At 44.8% G+C, this 16,065-nt stretch carries 14 protein-coding genes and 2 tRNA genes; 8 read left to right on the top strand and 8 right to left on the bottom strand.

Going from position 1 to position 16,065, the window contains the following annotated elements; genetic code table 11:
* The first annotated feature begins 18 nt into the window (after positions 1-18).
* The 5 genes from ACJJI3_RS09075 (at position 19) to cyoD (ending at position 4,833) form a co-directional block, all read left to right on the top strand.
* Positions 19-600 carry a hypothetical protein gene (locus ACJJI3_RS09075; RefSeq protein ID WP_444894406.1) on the top strand — a complete coding sequence of 194 codons (582 nt, stop codon included), beginning with the start codon at positions 19-21 and terminating at the stop codon, positions 598-600.
* A 255-nt stretch (positions 601-855) separates the two neighbouring features.
* Entirely contained in the window at positions 856-1,821 is a 966-nt protein-coding gene (locus tag ACJJI3_RS09070) for a cytochrome c oxidase subunit II (RefSeq protein ID WP_282933539.1), read from the top strand.
* Positions 1,818-3,893: a cbb3-type cytochrome c oxidase subunit I gene (locus ACJJI3_RS09065; RefSeq protein WP_444942208.1), complete on the top strand. Its 2,076-nt coding sequence runs from the start codon at positions 1,818-1,820 to the stop codon at positions 3,891-3,893. The genes ACJJI3_RS09070 and ACJJI3_RS09065 overlap by 4 nt, the downstream gene beginning before the upstream one ends.
* Positions 3,894-4,520 carry a cytochrome c oxidase subunit 3 gene (locus ACJJI3_RS09060; protein ID WP_444894403.1) on the top strand — a complete coding sequence of 209 codons (627 nt, stop codon included), beginning with the start codon at positions 3,894-3,896 and terminating at the stop codon, positions 4,518-4,520. It begins immediately after the preceding gene.
* Positions 4,513-4,833 carry a cytochrome o ubiquinol oxidase subunit IV gene (gene cyoD, locus ACJJI3_RS09055; RefSeq protein WP_444912603.1) on the top strand — a complete coding sequence of 107 codons (321 nt, stop codon included), beginning with the start codon at positions 4,513-4,515 and terminating at the stop codon, positions 4,831-4,833. Before ACJJI3_RS09060 ends, cyoD begins: the two co-directional genes overlap by 8 nt.
* Positions 4,834-4,862: 29 nt before the next feature.
* Here the strand turns inward: cyoD and ACJJI3_RS09050 are convergent, their stop codons facing one another.
* A complete protein-coding gene (locus ACJJI3_RS09050) occupies positions 4,863-6,260 on the bottom strand; it encodes an adenylate/guanylate cyclase domain-containing protein (RefSeq protein WP_282933535.1) in 1,398 nt (465 codons plus the stop codon).
* A gap of 888 nt (positions 6,261-7,148) precedes the next feature.
* On the opposite strand from ACJJI3_RS09050, the gene ACJJI3_RS09045 reads away from it, so the two are divergent.
* Together ACJJI3_RS09045 and ACJJI3_RS09040 are read left to right on the top strand one after the other, a co-directional pair.
* A tRNA-Ser gene (locus ACJJI3_RS09045) sits at positions 7,149-7,236 on the top strand.
* Between the two features lie 949 nt (positions 7,237-8,185).
* Positions 8,186-8,273: transfer RNA gene (locus ACJJI3_RS09040), tRNA-Ser, on the top strand.
* Between the two features lie 128 nt (positions 8,274-8,401).
* Here the strand turns inward: ACJJI3_RS09040 and ACJJI3_RS09035 are convergent.
* Both ACJJI3_RS09035 and ACJJI3_RS09030 read right to left on the bottom strand, forming a co-directional pair.
* Positions 8,402-8,653 (bottom strand): hypothetical protein, encoded by a 252-nt coding sequence (locus ACJJI3_RS09035; RefSeq protein WP_444942207.1) that lies wholly within the window; start codon positions 8,651-8,653, stop codon positions 8,402-8,404.
* A gap of 522 nt (positions 8,654-9,175) precedes the next feature.
* Complete coding sequence (locus ACJJI3_RS09030; protein WP_444942206.1) at positions 9,176-9,796, bottom strand: HAD-IA family hydrolase; 621 nt, start codon at positions 9,794-9,796, stop codon at positions 9,176-9,178.
* A gap of 203 nt (positions 9,797-9,999) precedes the next feature.
* On the opposite strand from ACJJI3_RS09030, the gene ACJJI3_RS09025 reads away from it, so the two are divergent.
* Positions 10,000-10,152 (top strand): hypothetical protein, encoded by a 153-nt coding sequence (locus ACJJI3_RS09025; protein ID WP_444942205.1) that lies wholly within the window; start codon positions 10,000-10,002, stop codon positions 10,150-10,152.
* Between the two features lie 58 nt (positions 10,153-10,210).
* Here the strand turns inward: ACJJI3_RS09025 and ACJJI3_RS09020 are convergent, their stop codons facing one another.
* The 5 genes from ACJJI3_RS09020 to ACJJI3_RS09000 form a co-directional block, all read right to left on the bottom strand.
* Positions 10,211-11,977 (bottom strand): hypothetical protein, encoded by a 1,767-nt coding sequence (locus tag ACJJI3_RS09020; RefSeq protein WP_444942204.1) that lies wholly within the window; start codon positions 11,975-11,977, stop codon positions 10,211-10,213.
* 121 nt (positions 11,978-12,098) lie between these two features.
* Positions 12,099-12,716, bottom strand: a complete 618-nt coding sequence (locus tag ACJJI3_RS09015) for a LysE family translocator (RefSeq protein ID WP_444942203.1) — start codon at positions 12,714-12,716, stop codon at positions 12,099-12,101.
* Positions 12,717-12,789: 73 nt separating this feature from the next.
* Positions 12,790-13,287 (bottom strand): T6SS immunity protein Tdi1 domain-containing protein, encoded by a 498-nt coding sequence (locus ACJJI3_RS09010; protein ID WP_444942202.1) that lies wholly within the window; start codon positions 13,285-13,287, stop codon positions 12,790-12,792.
* Positions 13,288-13,375: 88 nt separating this feature from the next.
* Complete coding sequence (locus ACJJI3_RS09005) at positions 13,376-14,254, bottom strand: CPBP family intramembrane glutamic endopeptidase (RefSeq protein ID WP_444942201.1); 879 nt, start codon at positions 14,252-14,254, stop codon at positions 13,376-13,378.
* A 725-nt stretch (positions 14,255-14,979) separates the two neighbouring features.
* Positions 14,980-15,561 carry an HD domain-containing protein gene (locus ACJJI3_RS09000; RefSeq protein ID WP_444942200.1) on the bottom strand — a complete coding sequence of 194 codons (582 nt, stop codon included), beginning with the start codon at positions 15,559-15,561 and terminating at the stop codon, positions 14,980-14,982.
* Between the last annotated feature and the right edge of the window lie 504 nt (positions 15,562-16,065).

Genomic DNA, 16,065 nt, shown 5'->3' with positions numbered 1-16,065 from the left:
AAAGAGGTGTTCAGGTATATGCGAGTCAAACGAGAGAAGCTATTTCAAGCACGAGTTATTCGGTTGTTATGCAGCCTTTCAGTGATTTCTCTTCTGCTCGGATGGACTTCAGCCAGTACCGTGGTTACGCGGGTATGGCAGTCCCCATATATTGGTATTCAAAGCTTAGGAAAAACCCTGGTACTCGCATATACCCTGGTACCGAGGCCGATAGTCGGTGGGCAGGTAGAAAGGGAGTGGGTCATGCAACTGCAGGATACGGGTATTGATGCGCATTCCTGGAGTGCTCTCGGGGCAATAACTGGCGTTCCCTCAATGGGGGAGATTGCACCCTTACTCCGGGAGAGGGGATTTGACACTTTATTGGTTACCCAATTGTTGGCACTAAAACGGATCAACCCGAATATCCGCAACTCCCAGGTTGCTGTTGTGGAGACACGTTTATATTCAGCGCCTAGTGACGAAGTTTATTGGTCGGTTCAGTCGGATACTTTTTTATACAAGTATTCAGGGGAGGAGCTACGCCATCCCAATGAGAGAGATTTGCGTGAGTTTGTAGAGGTGATGATTCGCACTATGTCTGGCAATGGCGTTTTATAGCCGCTAATTTATCGTGATTTTTATCGAACCTTCCTCCAGGGCAATAGAACTGTTGTATTCAGCTATTCTGGTGAGACAAACCGTTGATGGGACTATCAAAGAGTGCCCGTTCAATGGTTCGAAAGGGAATTCAAAGCGTTAGCTGGAATAGATGCCGGCTAACTACTTTTGGCGGTAGGCTTTACCATGGATTGGAATCTAAAAGCCCCTGTGGTTTTTTGGCGTGCGTATCTAAGGTACTGGAGGTGTGTTGATGTGCACGCTCCACGATTATTATTTATTCTGCCAGTTTTTCTCTCAATTTTATTAATCCCCTATTCAGCCAGTGCTTCTGAAACCTTTCTGATGCCGTTGGGACCAGTGGCAGAGGAGCAGAAAGTACACTTCTTTTGGGCTATGGCACTCACCATGGTCGCTGTTCTCCCGGTATTTATCCTGGTGCCAGTAATCCTCTTTAAATACCGAAGAAAAAAAGGTCACGGATTCTATGCGCCAAAATGGGAAACCTATGGTCCGCTCGAAGTAATTATGTGGGGTGTGCCATTCCTGGTCATAATTGTGTTGTCAGTGATGCTCTGGCGTGCAACGGCACGGCTCGACCCCTACAAGGAAATACAGGGCGTTGTCCCCCCGGTAAAAGTGCAGGTGGTGGGGCTCGACTGGAAGTGGTTATTTATCTATCCGGAGCTGGATATTGCAACAGTCGGTGAATTGGTCGTACCAGTACACACTCCAGTCTCAATGATATTGACCAGCGATACGGTAATGCAGTCGTTCTTTATTTCTGCACTGGCTGGGCAGATTTATGTAATGCCGGGTATGACGACAAAGCTCAATTTTATCGGTACAAAAACCGGCGACACCAGAGGGGAGAATACCCAATATACCGGCAATGGTTTTGTCGACCAGAATTTTGCAGTCAAGGTTGTGACTGATGAGGACTTTGAAGCCTGGGTAAAGCAAGTACGGACGGGTGGGATTGTCCTGAGTCCAGAAAATTATAACCGCCTGGCACAGCGAAATACCAAAAAACAAGCATACAAAGTCTTGGGAAATAGCAAGATGCCAGAAAATACACTGTATTTTAACTTGCCGGGCACAGACCTTTTTCACGAAATAGTAATGCGTTATCACTCCGGTAAACCGCTGAGCATAGAAGAGCAGCCCGGCACCCGAAAATTCGGCCGGGGCGAGGATGATGCCGAGGGAGCGCAGCCATGAACAATTTGGATTACGGTTGGCTGGGTAAGCTCAATTGGGATTCTCTGGTATTTAGCGGGTTTCTTGAGCGGCCCTCAGTCAGTGAGGCCGTTGCCAGTGTGGCGGGCTCGATAGTAATACTGGCAACAGTGGGAATCCTGTTTTTATTGACCTGGTTTAAAGTCTGGGGAACACTCTGGCGGGATTGGTTGACCAGCACTGATCACAAAAGAATCGGCATTATGTATATCGCTTTTGCGATCGTGATGTTGGTTCGAGGGTTGCTGGAGGGGATGGTAATGCGTGCTCAGCAAGCCGCCGCACCGGAAGGCTTCCTCTATGCAGATCACTTTGCCCAGTTGTTCAGTACACACGGCACCATAATGGTGTTTTTTGTGGCAGTTCCGTTTTTGGTGGGCCTTATTAATTTCGCTATGCCGCTGCAAATTGGTGCCCGTGATGTGGCCTTCCCGGTACTTAATCAAATCAGCCTGGCGGTGACAGTTTCCTCCGGTATTTTGTTGATGGTCTCTCTGGTGGTGGGGCAGTTTTCTACTGGGGGTTGGTCGGCTTATCCACCTTATACGGGGGCGGATTTTAGTCCCGGGGTTGGGCCTGACTACTGGATATGGGCGATCGTATTTTCTGGGGCGGGGACCACATTAACGGGAATTAATTTCACCGTCACCGTGTATAAATGCCGTGGTCCAGGAATGCACTTATTCCGTATGCCACTGTTTTGTTGGACCGTACTCTGCGCCTCCATTCTAATGATTTTCGCAATGCCGCCTCTCAGCGTTGCCGCACTGATGTTGGGCTTGGATCGCTACCTGGATTTCCACTTCTTCACCAATGACCTCGGTGGAAATATGATGAACTATGCCAATTTGTTTTGGCTCTTTGGTCACCCTGAGGTCTATCTATTGGTGTTGCCAGCCTATGGTATTTTTTCCGAGGTCTTTTCCACCTATTCGGCCAAAACTCTGTACGGTTATAAATCCCTGGTGATTGCCACCATGTGTATTGCGATCCTGTCCTTTACTGTGTGGTTACATCACTTTTTCACCATGGGGCAGAGTCCGACGATCAATATTGCCTTTGGTATAGCGACTATGCTGATCGCGGTGCCGACCGGGGTGAAAGTATACGACTGGATGGCGACCATGTATCGCGGTCGAATACGTTTTACCACTCCAATGGTTTATGCCATCGGCTTTTTAATCCTGTTCGTGATTGGTGGTCTGTCCGGCGTTATCCTGGCTAACCCCACTGTCGATTTCCAAGTGCACAATACACTGTTCCTGGTGGCACATTTCCACAATGTTTTGATTCCCGGCGTGCTGTTTGGAATTTTGGCGGGGTACAACTACTGGTTCCCCAAAGCATTTGGTTTCCGCCTTAATGATAAGTGGGGCAAACGCTCAGCCTATCTCTGGTTTGCAGGATTTATGGTGACATTCTTCCCGCTCTATGGCGCCGGCTTATTGGGGATGCCAAGACGATCATTCAGTTATGCCGATCTTACATTCAAGCCGTATATGATCGTTGCTTTTATCGGCGCAATGATTGTTCTGGCGGCCTTAATTTCGCTGGTTATTCAATTTATCGTAAGTATCAGGGACCGAAAGAAAACCCAGGTTCCTGTGGGTGATCCTTGGGATGGACGCTCCCTGGAGTGGAACTCTCCCGCTCCAGTACCGGCTTATAACTTTGTTGAAATACCCAAGGTTACTGATCGGGATGCATTTACTGAGGCTAAGGAGCATGGTGAAGCCTATAAGCGGCCTAAAGTCTATCGAGACATAGAGCTCCCTAAAAATAATCCTCTCGGATTTATTTTGTGCGTTGTCAGTGGAATTTTGATGTTTGCCCTGGTTTGGTACATCTGGTGGCTTGCACTGATCTCCGCATTAACCATTTTGGTTGCAGTTATCGCGGCCACCTTCCGCAAAGAAACGGAATATATTATTCCTGCCAGTCAGTTAGAGAAGGATACGGAAGCTTGGTTGGCCTTGGTCGAGAAGAGCAAGGCAGTGAGCCGGGACCTGGAAGATTCCCCGCGAAATGTCGGCCTTGCGAAGCTGGAGATCTAAATGAATCCCGTCTCTTCACCGAAAAGCCCGGGCAGCATCAATCCCCACGAAGCCATCCACAGAGATCCCGATATGGTGATCTTTGGCTTCTGGGTCTTCATGATGAGCGACCTGATTTTCTTTGGGGTGGTATTTGCGATTTATATCACCATGGTGGGCGCTACCGCCGGAGGGCCAGGCCCGAAGGAGCTTTTTGATTTCGGCAGCTTGTTCGCCCAAACGATGCTTCTTCTAACCAGCAGCCTCACTGCGGGTATTGCGACAGTTATTGTTAAGCATGAACGCAGTCGCGCTGCCTTTCTATTTTGGGTGGTGATTACCCTGTTGTTGGGCATGGGTTTCCTGGCGCTGGAACTTTACGACTTTGCCGGGATGGCCGAGAAGGGAGGGGTGCCTCAGCGCAGTGGCTACCTGTCAGCCTTTTTTGGTTTAGTGCCCTTGCACGGTCTCCATGTCACTTTCGGCTGTCTGTGGATGATCGTTTTGATCGTTCAGGTTTTCACTATGGGATTGGGGGATGTCGTAAAGCTGCGCTTTCTGCGCCTGGCATTATTCTGGCATTTCCTCGATTTGATTTGGATCGGAATTTTTTCCGTGGTTTATTTCGGTGGCTGGGTCTATGGCTAAAGAACCGACTTTTGCACAACACCTGCGGCTGTATATCACAGGTTATATCCTGTCTATTGTGCTCACTCTAGCGGCTTTTGCCGCAGTGCTGACGATCGGAAGGGAGAATAAAAGTGTCTTGATTCTGGTTGCGTTACTAGGGGTTGCGCAGCTGGTGGTGCAATTAAAATATTTCTTGAACGTAACGACCCAACGGGACCGGAGGGATAACCTGGCGTTAATCCTTTTCTCTAGCTTAATTCTTTTGATTATTGTGTTAGGTACAGTCTGGATTATGGGGAACCTGGCGGTGCGTATGCATACAACTATGTAGCGTTTTACGCTTACGCACCTTTTATAAAATTAGATAATAACTTTGCTCTTCAGGTTGGATGCTGCTTTTTGCAGGGACTGTAAAACCTTTTCTTTATCGTAATTTCGGATTTTATCCAGGTCTAAATGCATTGAGAATCCGGGGGCATGCTCCTCCAGGTAACTCTGCTGCCCACCCAGGTTCTTACGCAGATCAGTAACCTGGTAAACCTTCACCGGGGTACTAATACCTTTTACGGTGATATGCCCTTTGTCCCGGCACATTACCGTGTGTTTGATCATGGCCCAGGTCTCGTGGCTAATCAAGATTTCTCCCGGCTGGGCGGCGCCTTCCAATCGCGAAGCGAGGTTAACGTGGGTACCCATCACCGTGTAAGACTGGTAGTTAGCGGTACCAAAAATGCCGACAGTACAGTAGCCGGTATTAATACCCATACGAACCTGCAAGGGGCGCGAGATACCTTTGTTGTACCATTCCTGCTTCATTTCACGTACGCGTTTACGCATCGCCAGGGCCATAGCTACGCAGCGCAGAGCGTCTGACTTGGGTCCCTTACTCTCATCGTCCCCAAAAACAACCATTACCGCATCGCCGATAAACTTATCGATAGTGCCGCCGTATTGTCCAGCTATACGTGCCATTTCGGAGAGGTAATTATTGAGCAGCTGGGTAAAGGTCTCTGCCTCTAATTCCTCGGTGAGCTGGCTGAAGTCTTTGATGTCAGAAAAGAAAACGGTGAGGAGCTTTCGCTGGGTCACCAGAGCTTCTTCATCCCCGGTAGTGACAGAGCGCCACAGCTTTTGTGGCAGGTATTTGGAAAGTTTGTAGGAGCGAACCTTGCTAACGCGTTGCTCAACCATCAGGGAGTGATTGGCTTCCTTAAGCTGGCCAATCTGGCGGTGGGTAAAGAATGCATAGGCGCATAAATAGGCCAGAATACAGATCAGGCTCACGGTGCTGATAGTGAGGTCAGCGCTCACTAGCAGAGATGGCTCGTGCATCAGGTACCCGATAACGACCCCAACCAATAAGCCGGTATTGTGCTCAAACCAAGCGCGACCACCGCCGCCCCCAGTGAGGGCATTCAGCTGGACCATGGTAACCAGCAGCAGCGAGGGCAGCATGCTGAAGTCTGCCAGGGATATGGTGATGCCGATCAGTACTGTATCCAGGAAAGAGAGGCAGCGGCGGGTTTTCAGTGCTTTTTTATCGCCAGTTTTGTAGAGGATAAATTGGGCGAGAGCGGTATAAGCAATGATAAAAAGAGCAGATCCGGTAATAACCAGCTTGTCTGATTGCCATGGCGCATCCCAATTCACCGCGTTTGCCAGGGTACCGGCAGCGGCAAATAAAATCAGGGTGCGAAAATAGGTGGAGTAGCGAGGGTTAACATTCCGCCCCGTGCTCTCCTCAAGCTGGTCCTGCATTTGTGTTGTTCTTTGTCCGTTTGAGCAGAAAGTGAACACCTTGCGCGTTGGCGATAGGGTGGCTCCGATTTCCCCATCCACCGTATAGCCACGCCGTGACTCCAGCAGCGCAGTTTACTCTTCCGAGGAACAGAATGCGAAAAAACTGTGCATGCAAGTGATGTTTTTCTCGTTGTTGTTGCCAGTGATATTACCGCACCTCCAGCCTCAGAACCTCCCAATTTTCATGGCAGATTTGCAGTTTAGGCAGGGAGGGTACCTTAGGGCTTTGCGTATCAAGGTTTATATAGATAGCGACCACTGACTCTACAGCAGGCCAAGGATTATGACAGGGTGCTTTCCGACATTATTAACCTAGATCAATCTGAGCTCAGGAATCCGGGCGACTTGTACCAGGTGAAGGGAAAAGGGAGGTGTCAGCAAAAGGCAAGTTTTCCTGTAGTTGCTTTAAGGGGTTGGGTATTGGCCTCAGATAAAGCCGGGCTTATATTCACCTTTGAGTCAAGGGGTTACATAAGTTGTACAGCCCTTATATTGGAGAACTGAAGGGGCAGAGCAGGCCGGAAAACTAATGCTGGTCGGACTAATATAGAGCCTGGATCAATCGACTCACAGAGTCTAGCCACCAAACCTGCGATAGCTGAGGGGCTCATTTGAAGGGGCAAATAGCCGTGGTGACTTGTAGCGGATAGTCTGAGCTCCCTCATGATGCCCTGTTTTAACAGCCAGAGAGACTTTTTTCGCATTAGTGCTTGCACAACAAGGAACATTTGGGTAAAGTGCGCGCTCTCTCGACGACACAGCAGCTATCTTCCTGATTTCCTTGAAGATTTCTATGAAGAGAGAAACCGCTACAAGGCGGAATGCCCTCGCGAAGGGTGACAATTTGGTGAGGTGTCCGAGTGGTCGAAGGAGCACGCCTGGAAAGTGTGTATGTCGCAAGGCATCGAGGGTTCGAATCCCTCCCTCACCGCCATCTTCTAAAAGCCCTGCTTATGCCGGGCTTTTTTGTTTCTGCCTTTCGATTGGTTTCTCTATGTTTTTTTTGGCGATTCTACTCGTCAGCCCAGAGATTTTTGGGCTTTGCTAAGGGGGGGATCTCATCTTAGAGGGGTTTGCCAAATATTACTGCGTTTATAATTGATGAGCTGTTCGATTTAAGGGGGGGGGCAAAAAGGCCTCTTTACTCATTCTGCTGTAGTATTTTATATAGATCCTCATTTTTGTTGCTATTATCCCTGCTGTCTAAATTGTGGGCTAAGTTAGTTTTGAGGGAATATTAACTGTGAGTTAGCTCTTCTTCTTGCTTTTGCCTGCAGCTCCACTGTCTACTTTTTTGGGTTAAAGTCATACATATTTATATTTTGGCTCTTATTGAGGCAAATTATCTAAATAAAATTTGTACCTACTAAGTAAAAACTTCTTATTCAGCAATCTTCTCTACTTCCTATTTTTTCTTTCATTTAGAGTGGTTTGTTGGAAGTTTGCGCTATCGGCCATTTAAATAATGGCAATAGTCTCAGAACTGCCTACAAAGTATTTGGAGGCAGTGAGAGTTACGCTGCTAGTATCAACTCACTACGCCGAGTTATCAGCTATAACGCAATAAACAAACCCTAACAGGGGCGGGCGCAAAGCTTTTTCCAAGCATAGTTGGCCAGTTTGGCGGCGGTGTAAGAGGAGGCAGTTGGGGAGCCATTCAATGGCTTATGTGGGCTCTCAGGGAAGCCGCTAGTAGCTGAGCATGAGCACCAAGAAAAGGTAAGTACACATTCACCCCAGATTCCACTGGAATTTTCTTCGACATTTGGGTAAAGTGCGCACTCTCTCGACGATATAACAGCTATCCTATTGATTTACTTAAGGGTTTTGCTGGTAAGAGAGGCCGCTTTAAGGCGGAATGCCCTCGCAGAGGGTGACAATTTGGTGAGGTGTCCGAGTGGTCGAAGGAGCACGCCTGGAAAGTGTGTATGTCGAAAGGCATCGAGGGTTCGAATCCCTCCCTCACCGCCATCTTCTAAAAGCCCGGCTTATGCCGGGCTTTTTTATTTCTGAAGCTTTTGTTCTTTAGTCTTGAGTATCAAAGACCTTAGTTGCCACTGCTTTCTCCTATAGACGGAGGAGGCTGCTAGGCAGAGACCCTATTTATTACCGCAATACTCATCAAAATTGCTGGGAGTGTTAGCAAAGCCAGCCTTTTCTGCAAGTTCCCATGGTCGTTCGCATTCTTTAGTTTTACTACACCAAAGGTAGCCGGCTGAGTTTATACACCCGTGGGCATCCTTGTCTGAACCGACCGGTGTGGTGGGCTTGGGATCCTCTGGAGTATCTGAGGAGCACCCCATCAGGGACGCGACTAGAATAAAAGCGGCGGCTTCTTTGATATTGAGCATTACAATCACCAGAAAGTTAAGGTTATTGTTTAGTATACGATTTAGTGCAGTACCCTTCACAAGCCGTGCCTAATTGTTACTTCAAGGCCAGTTCTAGTGGGTCTTTTAATATTATTAAGTTCGAAAGGGTATGGGGTTGATAAGCCCCTCCAAGCACTAATCTTGCTAAATTTATTCTGTGAGACGACAATCATTTTATCCAGATAGACCCGTGGTTTACTCTTTTTAAATAATTTTGAGAACATTCTTACTGTAGTCAGATGTAGGTTTTGTGAGGATGGCTACAAGGGTTAGTGCTAGAGGTATCGAGTGAAACCGACATGCTATTAGACATGGAATGATGGGTTTTCTGTCTATATTTTGCACTATTGTTAATGACTAAACTGTACCTCCCACGGGCAAAGAGCCAAATAGATATTGCTTGGCGGGAACCATCTTTTCTCTGCCGCCCATGATGACCGGTTGTCGCATGAGCTTGAATGAATGATGTTAATAAACTAAAGGTATAGTGTTCTTGGGGGATTAGTTACCTATTAGTTTTGGTAACTCTCTCATCGCTAGAAAGGACACTACGCCAACGGTATTAGATTCCTCGTTAAGACGATTAAAGAAGTAAGTTTTCATGCCTGCTTCTATGCCAGCCTGAACTCCCACTGGCCCATCATCTATAACGGAGCAGTTCTCAGGATGGTAGCCCATACTTTTTGCGGCATGTAGGTATATGCCTGGATCAGGCTTCCATATGCCTACTTCATATGAACTGAATAAATTATTTCCGAAATACTTAGATAGTCCACATATATCTAATGCATGCTTGATTTTTTGCAGGGGGCCGCTAGATACTACCGCTTTCTCACCATCAAGAGCGTCTGCTACACCTTCAATAGGTTTTAACTCTCTGATAAAGAGTTTTGTGACTATATCGCGATAAGCTGCAACAAAATTGCTTTTCAGTTTGATATTATTCTCTTCTTCTAATAGGGATAGAATGCTTGCCAGTTTCCAACCCCGAAATCTTATGACCAGTTCATCAGCATCTAGTTTTATTCTGTGATTTTCGAACATCATAGCTAAGTCAATACTGGAGAGATGCTCGCTATCAACTAAGGTGCCATCGTTATCAAAAAGTAGGCATTTACTCACAGATGAAATTCCTATTGATTTCTTTCATATTGCGCTATTTTTTCCATAGTGCGTTTATATAAATCATATATAAAGCAGCCACGAAAACAGGCATAACGTGCAACCAATAAGAGGAGGCGCCCCCTCCGAGGTTGTATTGGTATATAACAATGCCGGTAGCAAGTACGCTTACTGAGGGTAAGAAATACAGGGAGGCCGCAAGTATGAATGATGAGATCTTTGATAAGTTTCTTCTATTATTAATGCCGCCTACAGCAAATATAGCCATCATAAAAAGAAAGCCGGAAAATGATAGCTGGAGAAATGAACCAATAACAACCCAAGTTAAAGTCATATTGGTTCGCCGCCCTTTATGATTTACCTTAAAATGCTTGATTTCAGCTATGCTAGCTGATTCTGTTGAGTAATCTGCTGCTATCTCCTCTGTGTGCGGCTGATTATTCTATTTATATTATTTATTGCGGGGTCTTCTCCTGCGAAATACTCTTCAGATGAGAGTGTTACGGGAACATGTGGTGCAATCCAGATACGATGATCTTCGGCCTTTGAGGCCTGATGATATTGAGATGAAATAATTCCCCAGACACCGCTGTAAGGAAGTTTAAACCATCCCGCTTCACCTAAATGGTTGGGTCTACTCCCACTTGGTTCGCCTACAATGATGATGTCAGTCAAGCGATTGAGGTCTGCAAGTAACAAATGTGCCGCGGAGAAGGTATTCCGTCCAATAATCACAAATAGATTATTCTCTTCGCTATTTTCTGAAAAATGAATTAATGATCTTGTTAAGGGAGGGATAATTGAACCATTGCCGCCACTGTTGTGACGCAAATCTAGAACAAGATTTTTGACTTTTCTACCCTTGGTGAATGCTGTAATCTCTTTGCTGAATACGCCCAGCGGGTTCGACTTATCTTGTGCGACCCTATTAAATTGTAAATATAGGAGATCATTGTCAGAACTGTATTCAAGCCAATAGTTTTCTTTCTTGTTCTTTAGGTAAAGTAAGTTGTCACTATTGTTGGGTGCGGGTAAGGTTGGAAACCCTGTAAAGTTGAAAGGTTTTCCTGATAGAACTACTTGCTCTTTGACTCCTGACTTTTCTTCCAAAGTTAGTGGGATCTTGGATGCACTTTCTACTATGCCTAAACCCTCGAGAACCTCCGGTAAGGCCAGATAGTAAGGCCCCAGCCAGTATTGTTGCATTTCGTTATCGCGGGCATTTACAGTGGCAATCTTTTTCATTACTGCATCTATCGGCTGGTTGGCTACAGAAAGGAGTTTTTTCCCTACAAGATGCTTATATTCAGTATCGGCACCTACAATGAATATCCCATCATTAAACCAATAGAACTGGATTGGTAACTTGCTGAATGAGCCACTCCTAGAGTGGGTTGGGACAATAAAGTTGTGTCCATTCCCTAAGCTGGCAAGTAGCGCCATCATTCTAAATACGATTTGTTGGTCGGTTAAGTGGGGGATTTCTGTTTTAATTTCGTTTATGTTTAATGCTAGATCTTCCTTTGATGAGTGATGGTAGGGGTTAACATGTAGGCGTAATATTTCATCAGCTAGGAAGTTTAAATCTGTCATCCAGCGTTCATCTCTCGATAAATTTTCCAGCTGGCTTTCCCCTGAAAGCTCCTTATACATGTCGTCTTGAGATATGTGTTGAAAATCGCTGCTGCCAATGAGGCTTTTCCGGTCATCCCATCTGGAGTCGAGTGCTTTTTGAATCCAGCCCAGTGCTTGGTCTTTCTCTTCCATTTTGGAATGACATTGTGCAATTTTAATCATTATATCGTTAGAGGGGGATGAAGCTGATCTTATCCCCGACATGATTGTCCCTAGTTCTAGGGTTCGTTTGAGTGAGGGAATTGCTTTGTTACATTGGTTCGTCTTGATGTATCCATGCCCGAGTAAAAACCAAGTGTCTCCATCATCTTTATATTGGGCGGTTAGTTTTTCGAGCAAGGGAATAGCTTTTTCCCAGTCATCGGTTTTTGCGAAACTTACTGCTTGTTCTCGCTCTATCCAATATTCGGAGCCGCTAGAGGGAAAGGACCGGGAGGGCATTTGACCAATAGCGCTGTTGGTCATAAGGTCTGCCTTTGAAGCGGCTACTACAGGTGATTGGGTCAAGAAAAATCCGAGTACCGAAAGGGTCAAAAAAATTTTCATGCTTGTTTGTGCTTATGCTTTTACGATTGAGATTCTTAGGGGGAAGCTTGAATAGGGTATGCCTGAAGTAACATTACACCTAACACTAGTAATCGCTTTACTGTTTTTGCTAATGAGGGGCTCACTCCCTGCTCGTAAAGGCGAGTTTGAGTCCTAAAGCTGCGAAGCTGCCAGCAAAGACTCGTTGGATGATAATGCTAATTTTTTCTGAGTGAATAACATAATTTCGAATGACTGTTGCTAGTAAGCCATAAACAATGAAAATCAGAAAGGTTATAGCCATGAAGGCAAGTCCAAGAATCAGCATACTATCTACGGGGTTCTGTATTTGAGAGGGAATAAACTGGGGTAAGAATGCCAGGAAGAAGATGGTTAGCTTTGGATTCAAGATATTAATCATAAATCCCTTGAAAGCAATTGAGGTTAAGCTCTGTTTCTTTTGACTTTCCTCCAGAGTCAGGGAGCTACTAGATTTAAGCATTGACCAAGCTAAGTACAATAAGTACGCGACTCCTGCATATTTTACAAACTGGAATGCTAATGCACTGGTATGAATGATTACGGACAGCCCCATGATGCAAGCAAAGATGGAGGGGATGATGCCTAGCGTACAACCTAACGCTGCAGAAATACTTGCCCTTTTACCCTTGAATAGCCCCGCTGCAACTGTATATAGAACTCCCGTTCCCGGTATCAACACAACGATAAAAGAGGTAATTAAAAACTCAATGCTTATCATAAGGACAAGTCCTGACGTGAAATTATAGATTTAAATGCTGGATTTAGGGATAACCCTTTTGAATAGTAACTTCTCAATCTTCTTCAATTTTTAAGCTTACACCAGCTATTGGTGTTCCTGGGGGAAGGCCATTAAGCTGTTCATATATCTGCCCAAGCAGATCCAAATGAACTTCCCAAGATATAGATTGATAATTTTCTGTAATGTACTCCCCGCCCATTATCGGTGGTCGGATTGGTGAATAGCAACAACCTTGAGTTAATGGTTGGTCCACTAACTCAAGTAATAATCTGTATTTAAACCAGTGGCCCGGAATATCTTTCATTGCTGCTATCATCTCTCGGAATGTACTCCAGGATTTAGCGGCAAGTTCCATTTCTCCTGTGCCAGTATCTAGGAAATAGACACGTTCCCTGTTCAGTAGGCCTTCCTTCCTTTTGAAGAATAAATCCCCCATGGAGGTCAGAAGGCACATGGAGGCCTTTTTGCCAACTAGCCATCTCCAGCATTCAAGGGCATCTCTTTTTCCTAGATCAGTAACTGGAGCAAAAATATCTACTTCATTATCCATAATGTATTTCTATATGCCTGTGGTAAAATTGCCCAAAACTCATGATTGTGCTTAATCCAAGCCTCTGTCACACATTCATGGCGCTACGTCAAGATTTTTGTGGAGACAGCAGTTCGCTTGCAGATTGAGCGGAGCCGAACTCTTGTTGGCCCTTTCTACAGAAATAAATGCTGATACAGAAAATAAATACAGGTAAAACCATACCAAATTCATTGAGATACCAACCTGAATCTGTGCTTTGTAGGGTCAATGGATTAAAGAATTTTTGAATAAATGCATTGTGGCTCATGTGGAAAATAACGGCAGGCCAAACACTGTTAGTTTTTAATCTTACGTAAGTCATGATGACTGACATTGACATTAAGCCTAGCGTAAAGAAAAACAACTGATAGCTGAGAGGGGCTGTTTCATTCCCGTAGACACCTGCTACCATCATGGGCCAATGCCAGGCGGCCCATATAAACCCAGAGGTTAGTGCGATCCCTGAGAAGGACATAAGCTTTGAGAGCTCAGGTACAAGCAATCCACGCCATCCAATCTCCTCTCCTAAAACTCCAGGCAGTATCAATAAAAAGCTGATACTTGCAGTAATTAAGAATCTAAAGATGATTACACTGGTATCACTCCAGCCATCTATTTTATACCCTTCTCTTAGTGCCGTAACGTACTCTGAGTTATACCACTCCCCGAAACCTAAGATCCACATAATGAGGTAGGCAGCTGCTACATAACCCAAGGGTACCAAGTAGCTTAACCACTGATATCTCCAGCTTCCCCAAGACCATCCTAAGGAGCCCAGGCTCTTCTTGAATATCAAGCATGTTGTGACCGTGGCAAGCCCAACAGAAAGCATTAAGGGTACTGCGCTTTCCATGTGAAAAATTAGCCAGTATCCGATAGGGTAGAGGCTCGCTATGAGAATTAAAAAAACAGCGATAATTTTGAGCGAACTCAGCGATTCTTTCATCTAGATCGTTAACTCCGTGTTATCTTGAAAATGGCTAATCTGTAGTATGTCTATGTGCGAAATAGGATATTTCTTGTACTGTTAATGAGCGGGGATTACAAGAGGCGTAAGGTTTTGAAGGTTGCCCTGCAGAGTACTGTTATTGAGGCTAGGTGAATTTTACACTCTCTAAATTATCTATTCTAAATGTAGAAGGAATAGCTTATTAACTGCTTTTCGAACTCATACCTATTGACCTTTTATTTGGCTTGGCTGCTTTAAGTCTACCAGACGACACATTGCATCTTTTTGTAGATTCGATTAACGGTATCCTTTGTGAGATATCCAAAGATATTGATCAATCTTTGTAGGCTTAAAGAGTCTAGCTTTAGGTAGGCCTATTTTGTTTGGTAGTTCGAGGCGCAGCTCGAGGTGTCTTTGTTAACAACCGCTTACTGGGTAGGTATTATTTTTCATGTGGAAGTCAACTTTTGAATGAGAATATATATCCTACCAGCTATGCTTGATCTGTGTTTAAGAGGGTGGTGAAATTGAGGGGATGTAAGTACAGTAGAAGTAGTAAAAAGTTAAACTCTTCTTAAAGGTATAATTTCAGGTGCTTGCTATTTTTAATTTAATATGCACCTTTGTACCAGCTAGATGTAAAATTTTATAATTATCTCACTGTTAGAGTAGTGTATTCTACTCGTAGCATTACTGTATACAAGTTTATGGATGCCTTCTGATCACTTTAAAGCTCCACTCTCAATTGCTTTATGGAGCTTTTTCTCTATAGTAGACCACAATTTATGACTGCCACTTGCTATTTTTTCTGAGTTGACAGTGAAAACCTGTTCCTTGGAAATATTGTGTTTCTGCCAGCTATGGCCGTTACCATAAATGTTATGTAGTAGTGGAGGTACTCTATCAATCGCTTTTGCAAACTTAGCATCAGGTGAAACGCCTTCCTCAAATTCCTCCCATAAAGCTATAAATTCAGCTGAGAGCTTGTCCGGTAGTATCGATAGTGTTTGCGCTAGACTTTGGGTCTCACTTGATTGTTGCTCGTCGGTGAGTGGTTGATACACAATTTGATCACCTGCTCCAATTTCACCCAGGTCATGTATCAATAGCATCTTAACAACGCGGCTAATATCAATACGTTCATTGGTGTAGTCTTTGAGCATAAGTGCGATTAAGGAGACATGCCAGCTATGCTCTGCTGAGTTCTCGTAACGATTTATACCGACTGGCTTTGTTTGCCTCAGGACAGCTTTAAGCTTCTCAATTTCGATAACAAATTCTATGATTTTTTCAATATCACTCATTCTACTTCGCTTCTCACGTAGGGTCTTCTATTGAAACTGAATTATATAAGTCTTTGTTGGAGTATTTTTAGGCTTTGATATAAAGATATTATATGGTACGCCACAGTTTCCCTCTGGCTGATGCTGATTCAATTGTTTACCGCTTCTTCAGCCCACACAGGAGATCTGAAGTGATTTTTATTTATAGTTTTTTTGTGAAAGTTTTTTAGAATCACTCCTTCTACATTCACGTTAATCTCTAGGGATACATAGCCTTCAGGCATGTATTTATGTACTATAAGATGTGTACCACTTGGGGTTATCATGCCTTCGTTAGTCTATAGCGATTTTGTTAAAGTCCAGACTTCAGATGTACCGGAATCTCGAAAGCTAAGGAAGGTGGTAGTGGAACCTACCCCAAGGAAAAATCCTGCGATTAAAGTTGTTATTGTTTTCATGCATTTCCCTATTGTTGCTGAGATGTATTGAATTGTTCTGCTAACGAATTTTATTGATTTAAGTATA

This window comes from Microbulbifer maximicatervae (SeqCode) (assembly GCF_052466985.1).
This window is presented reverse-complemented; position numbering and strand designations above follow the sequence as displayed.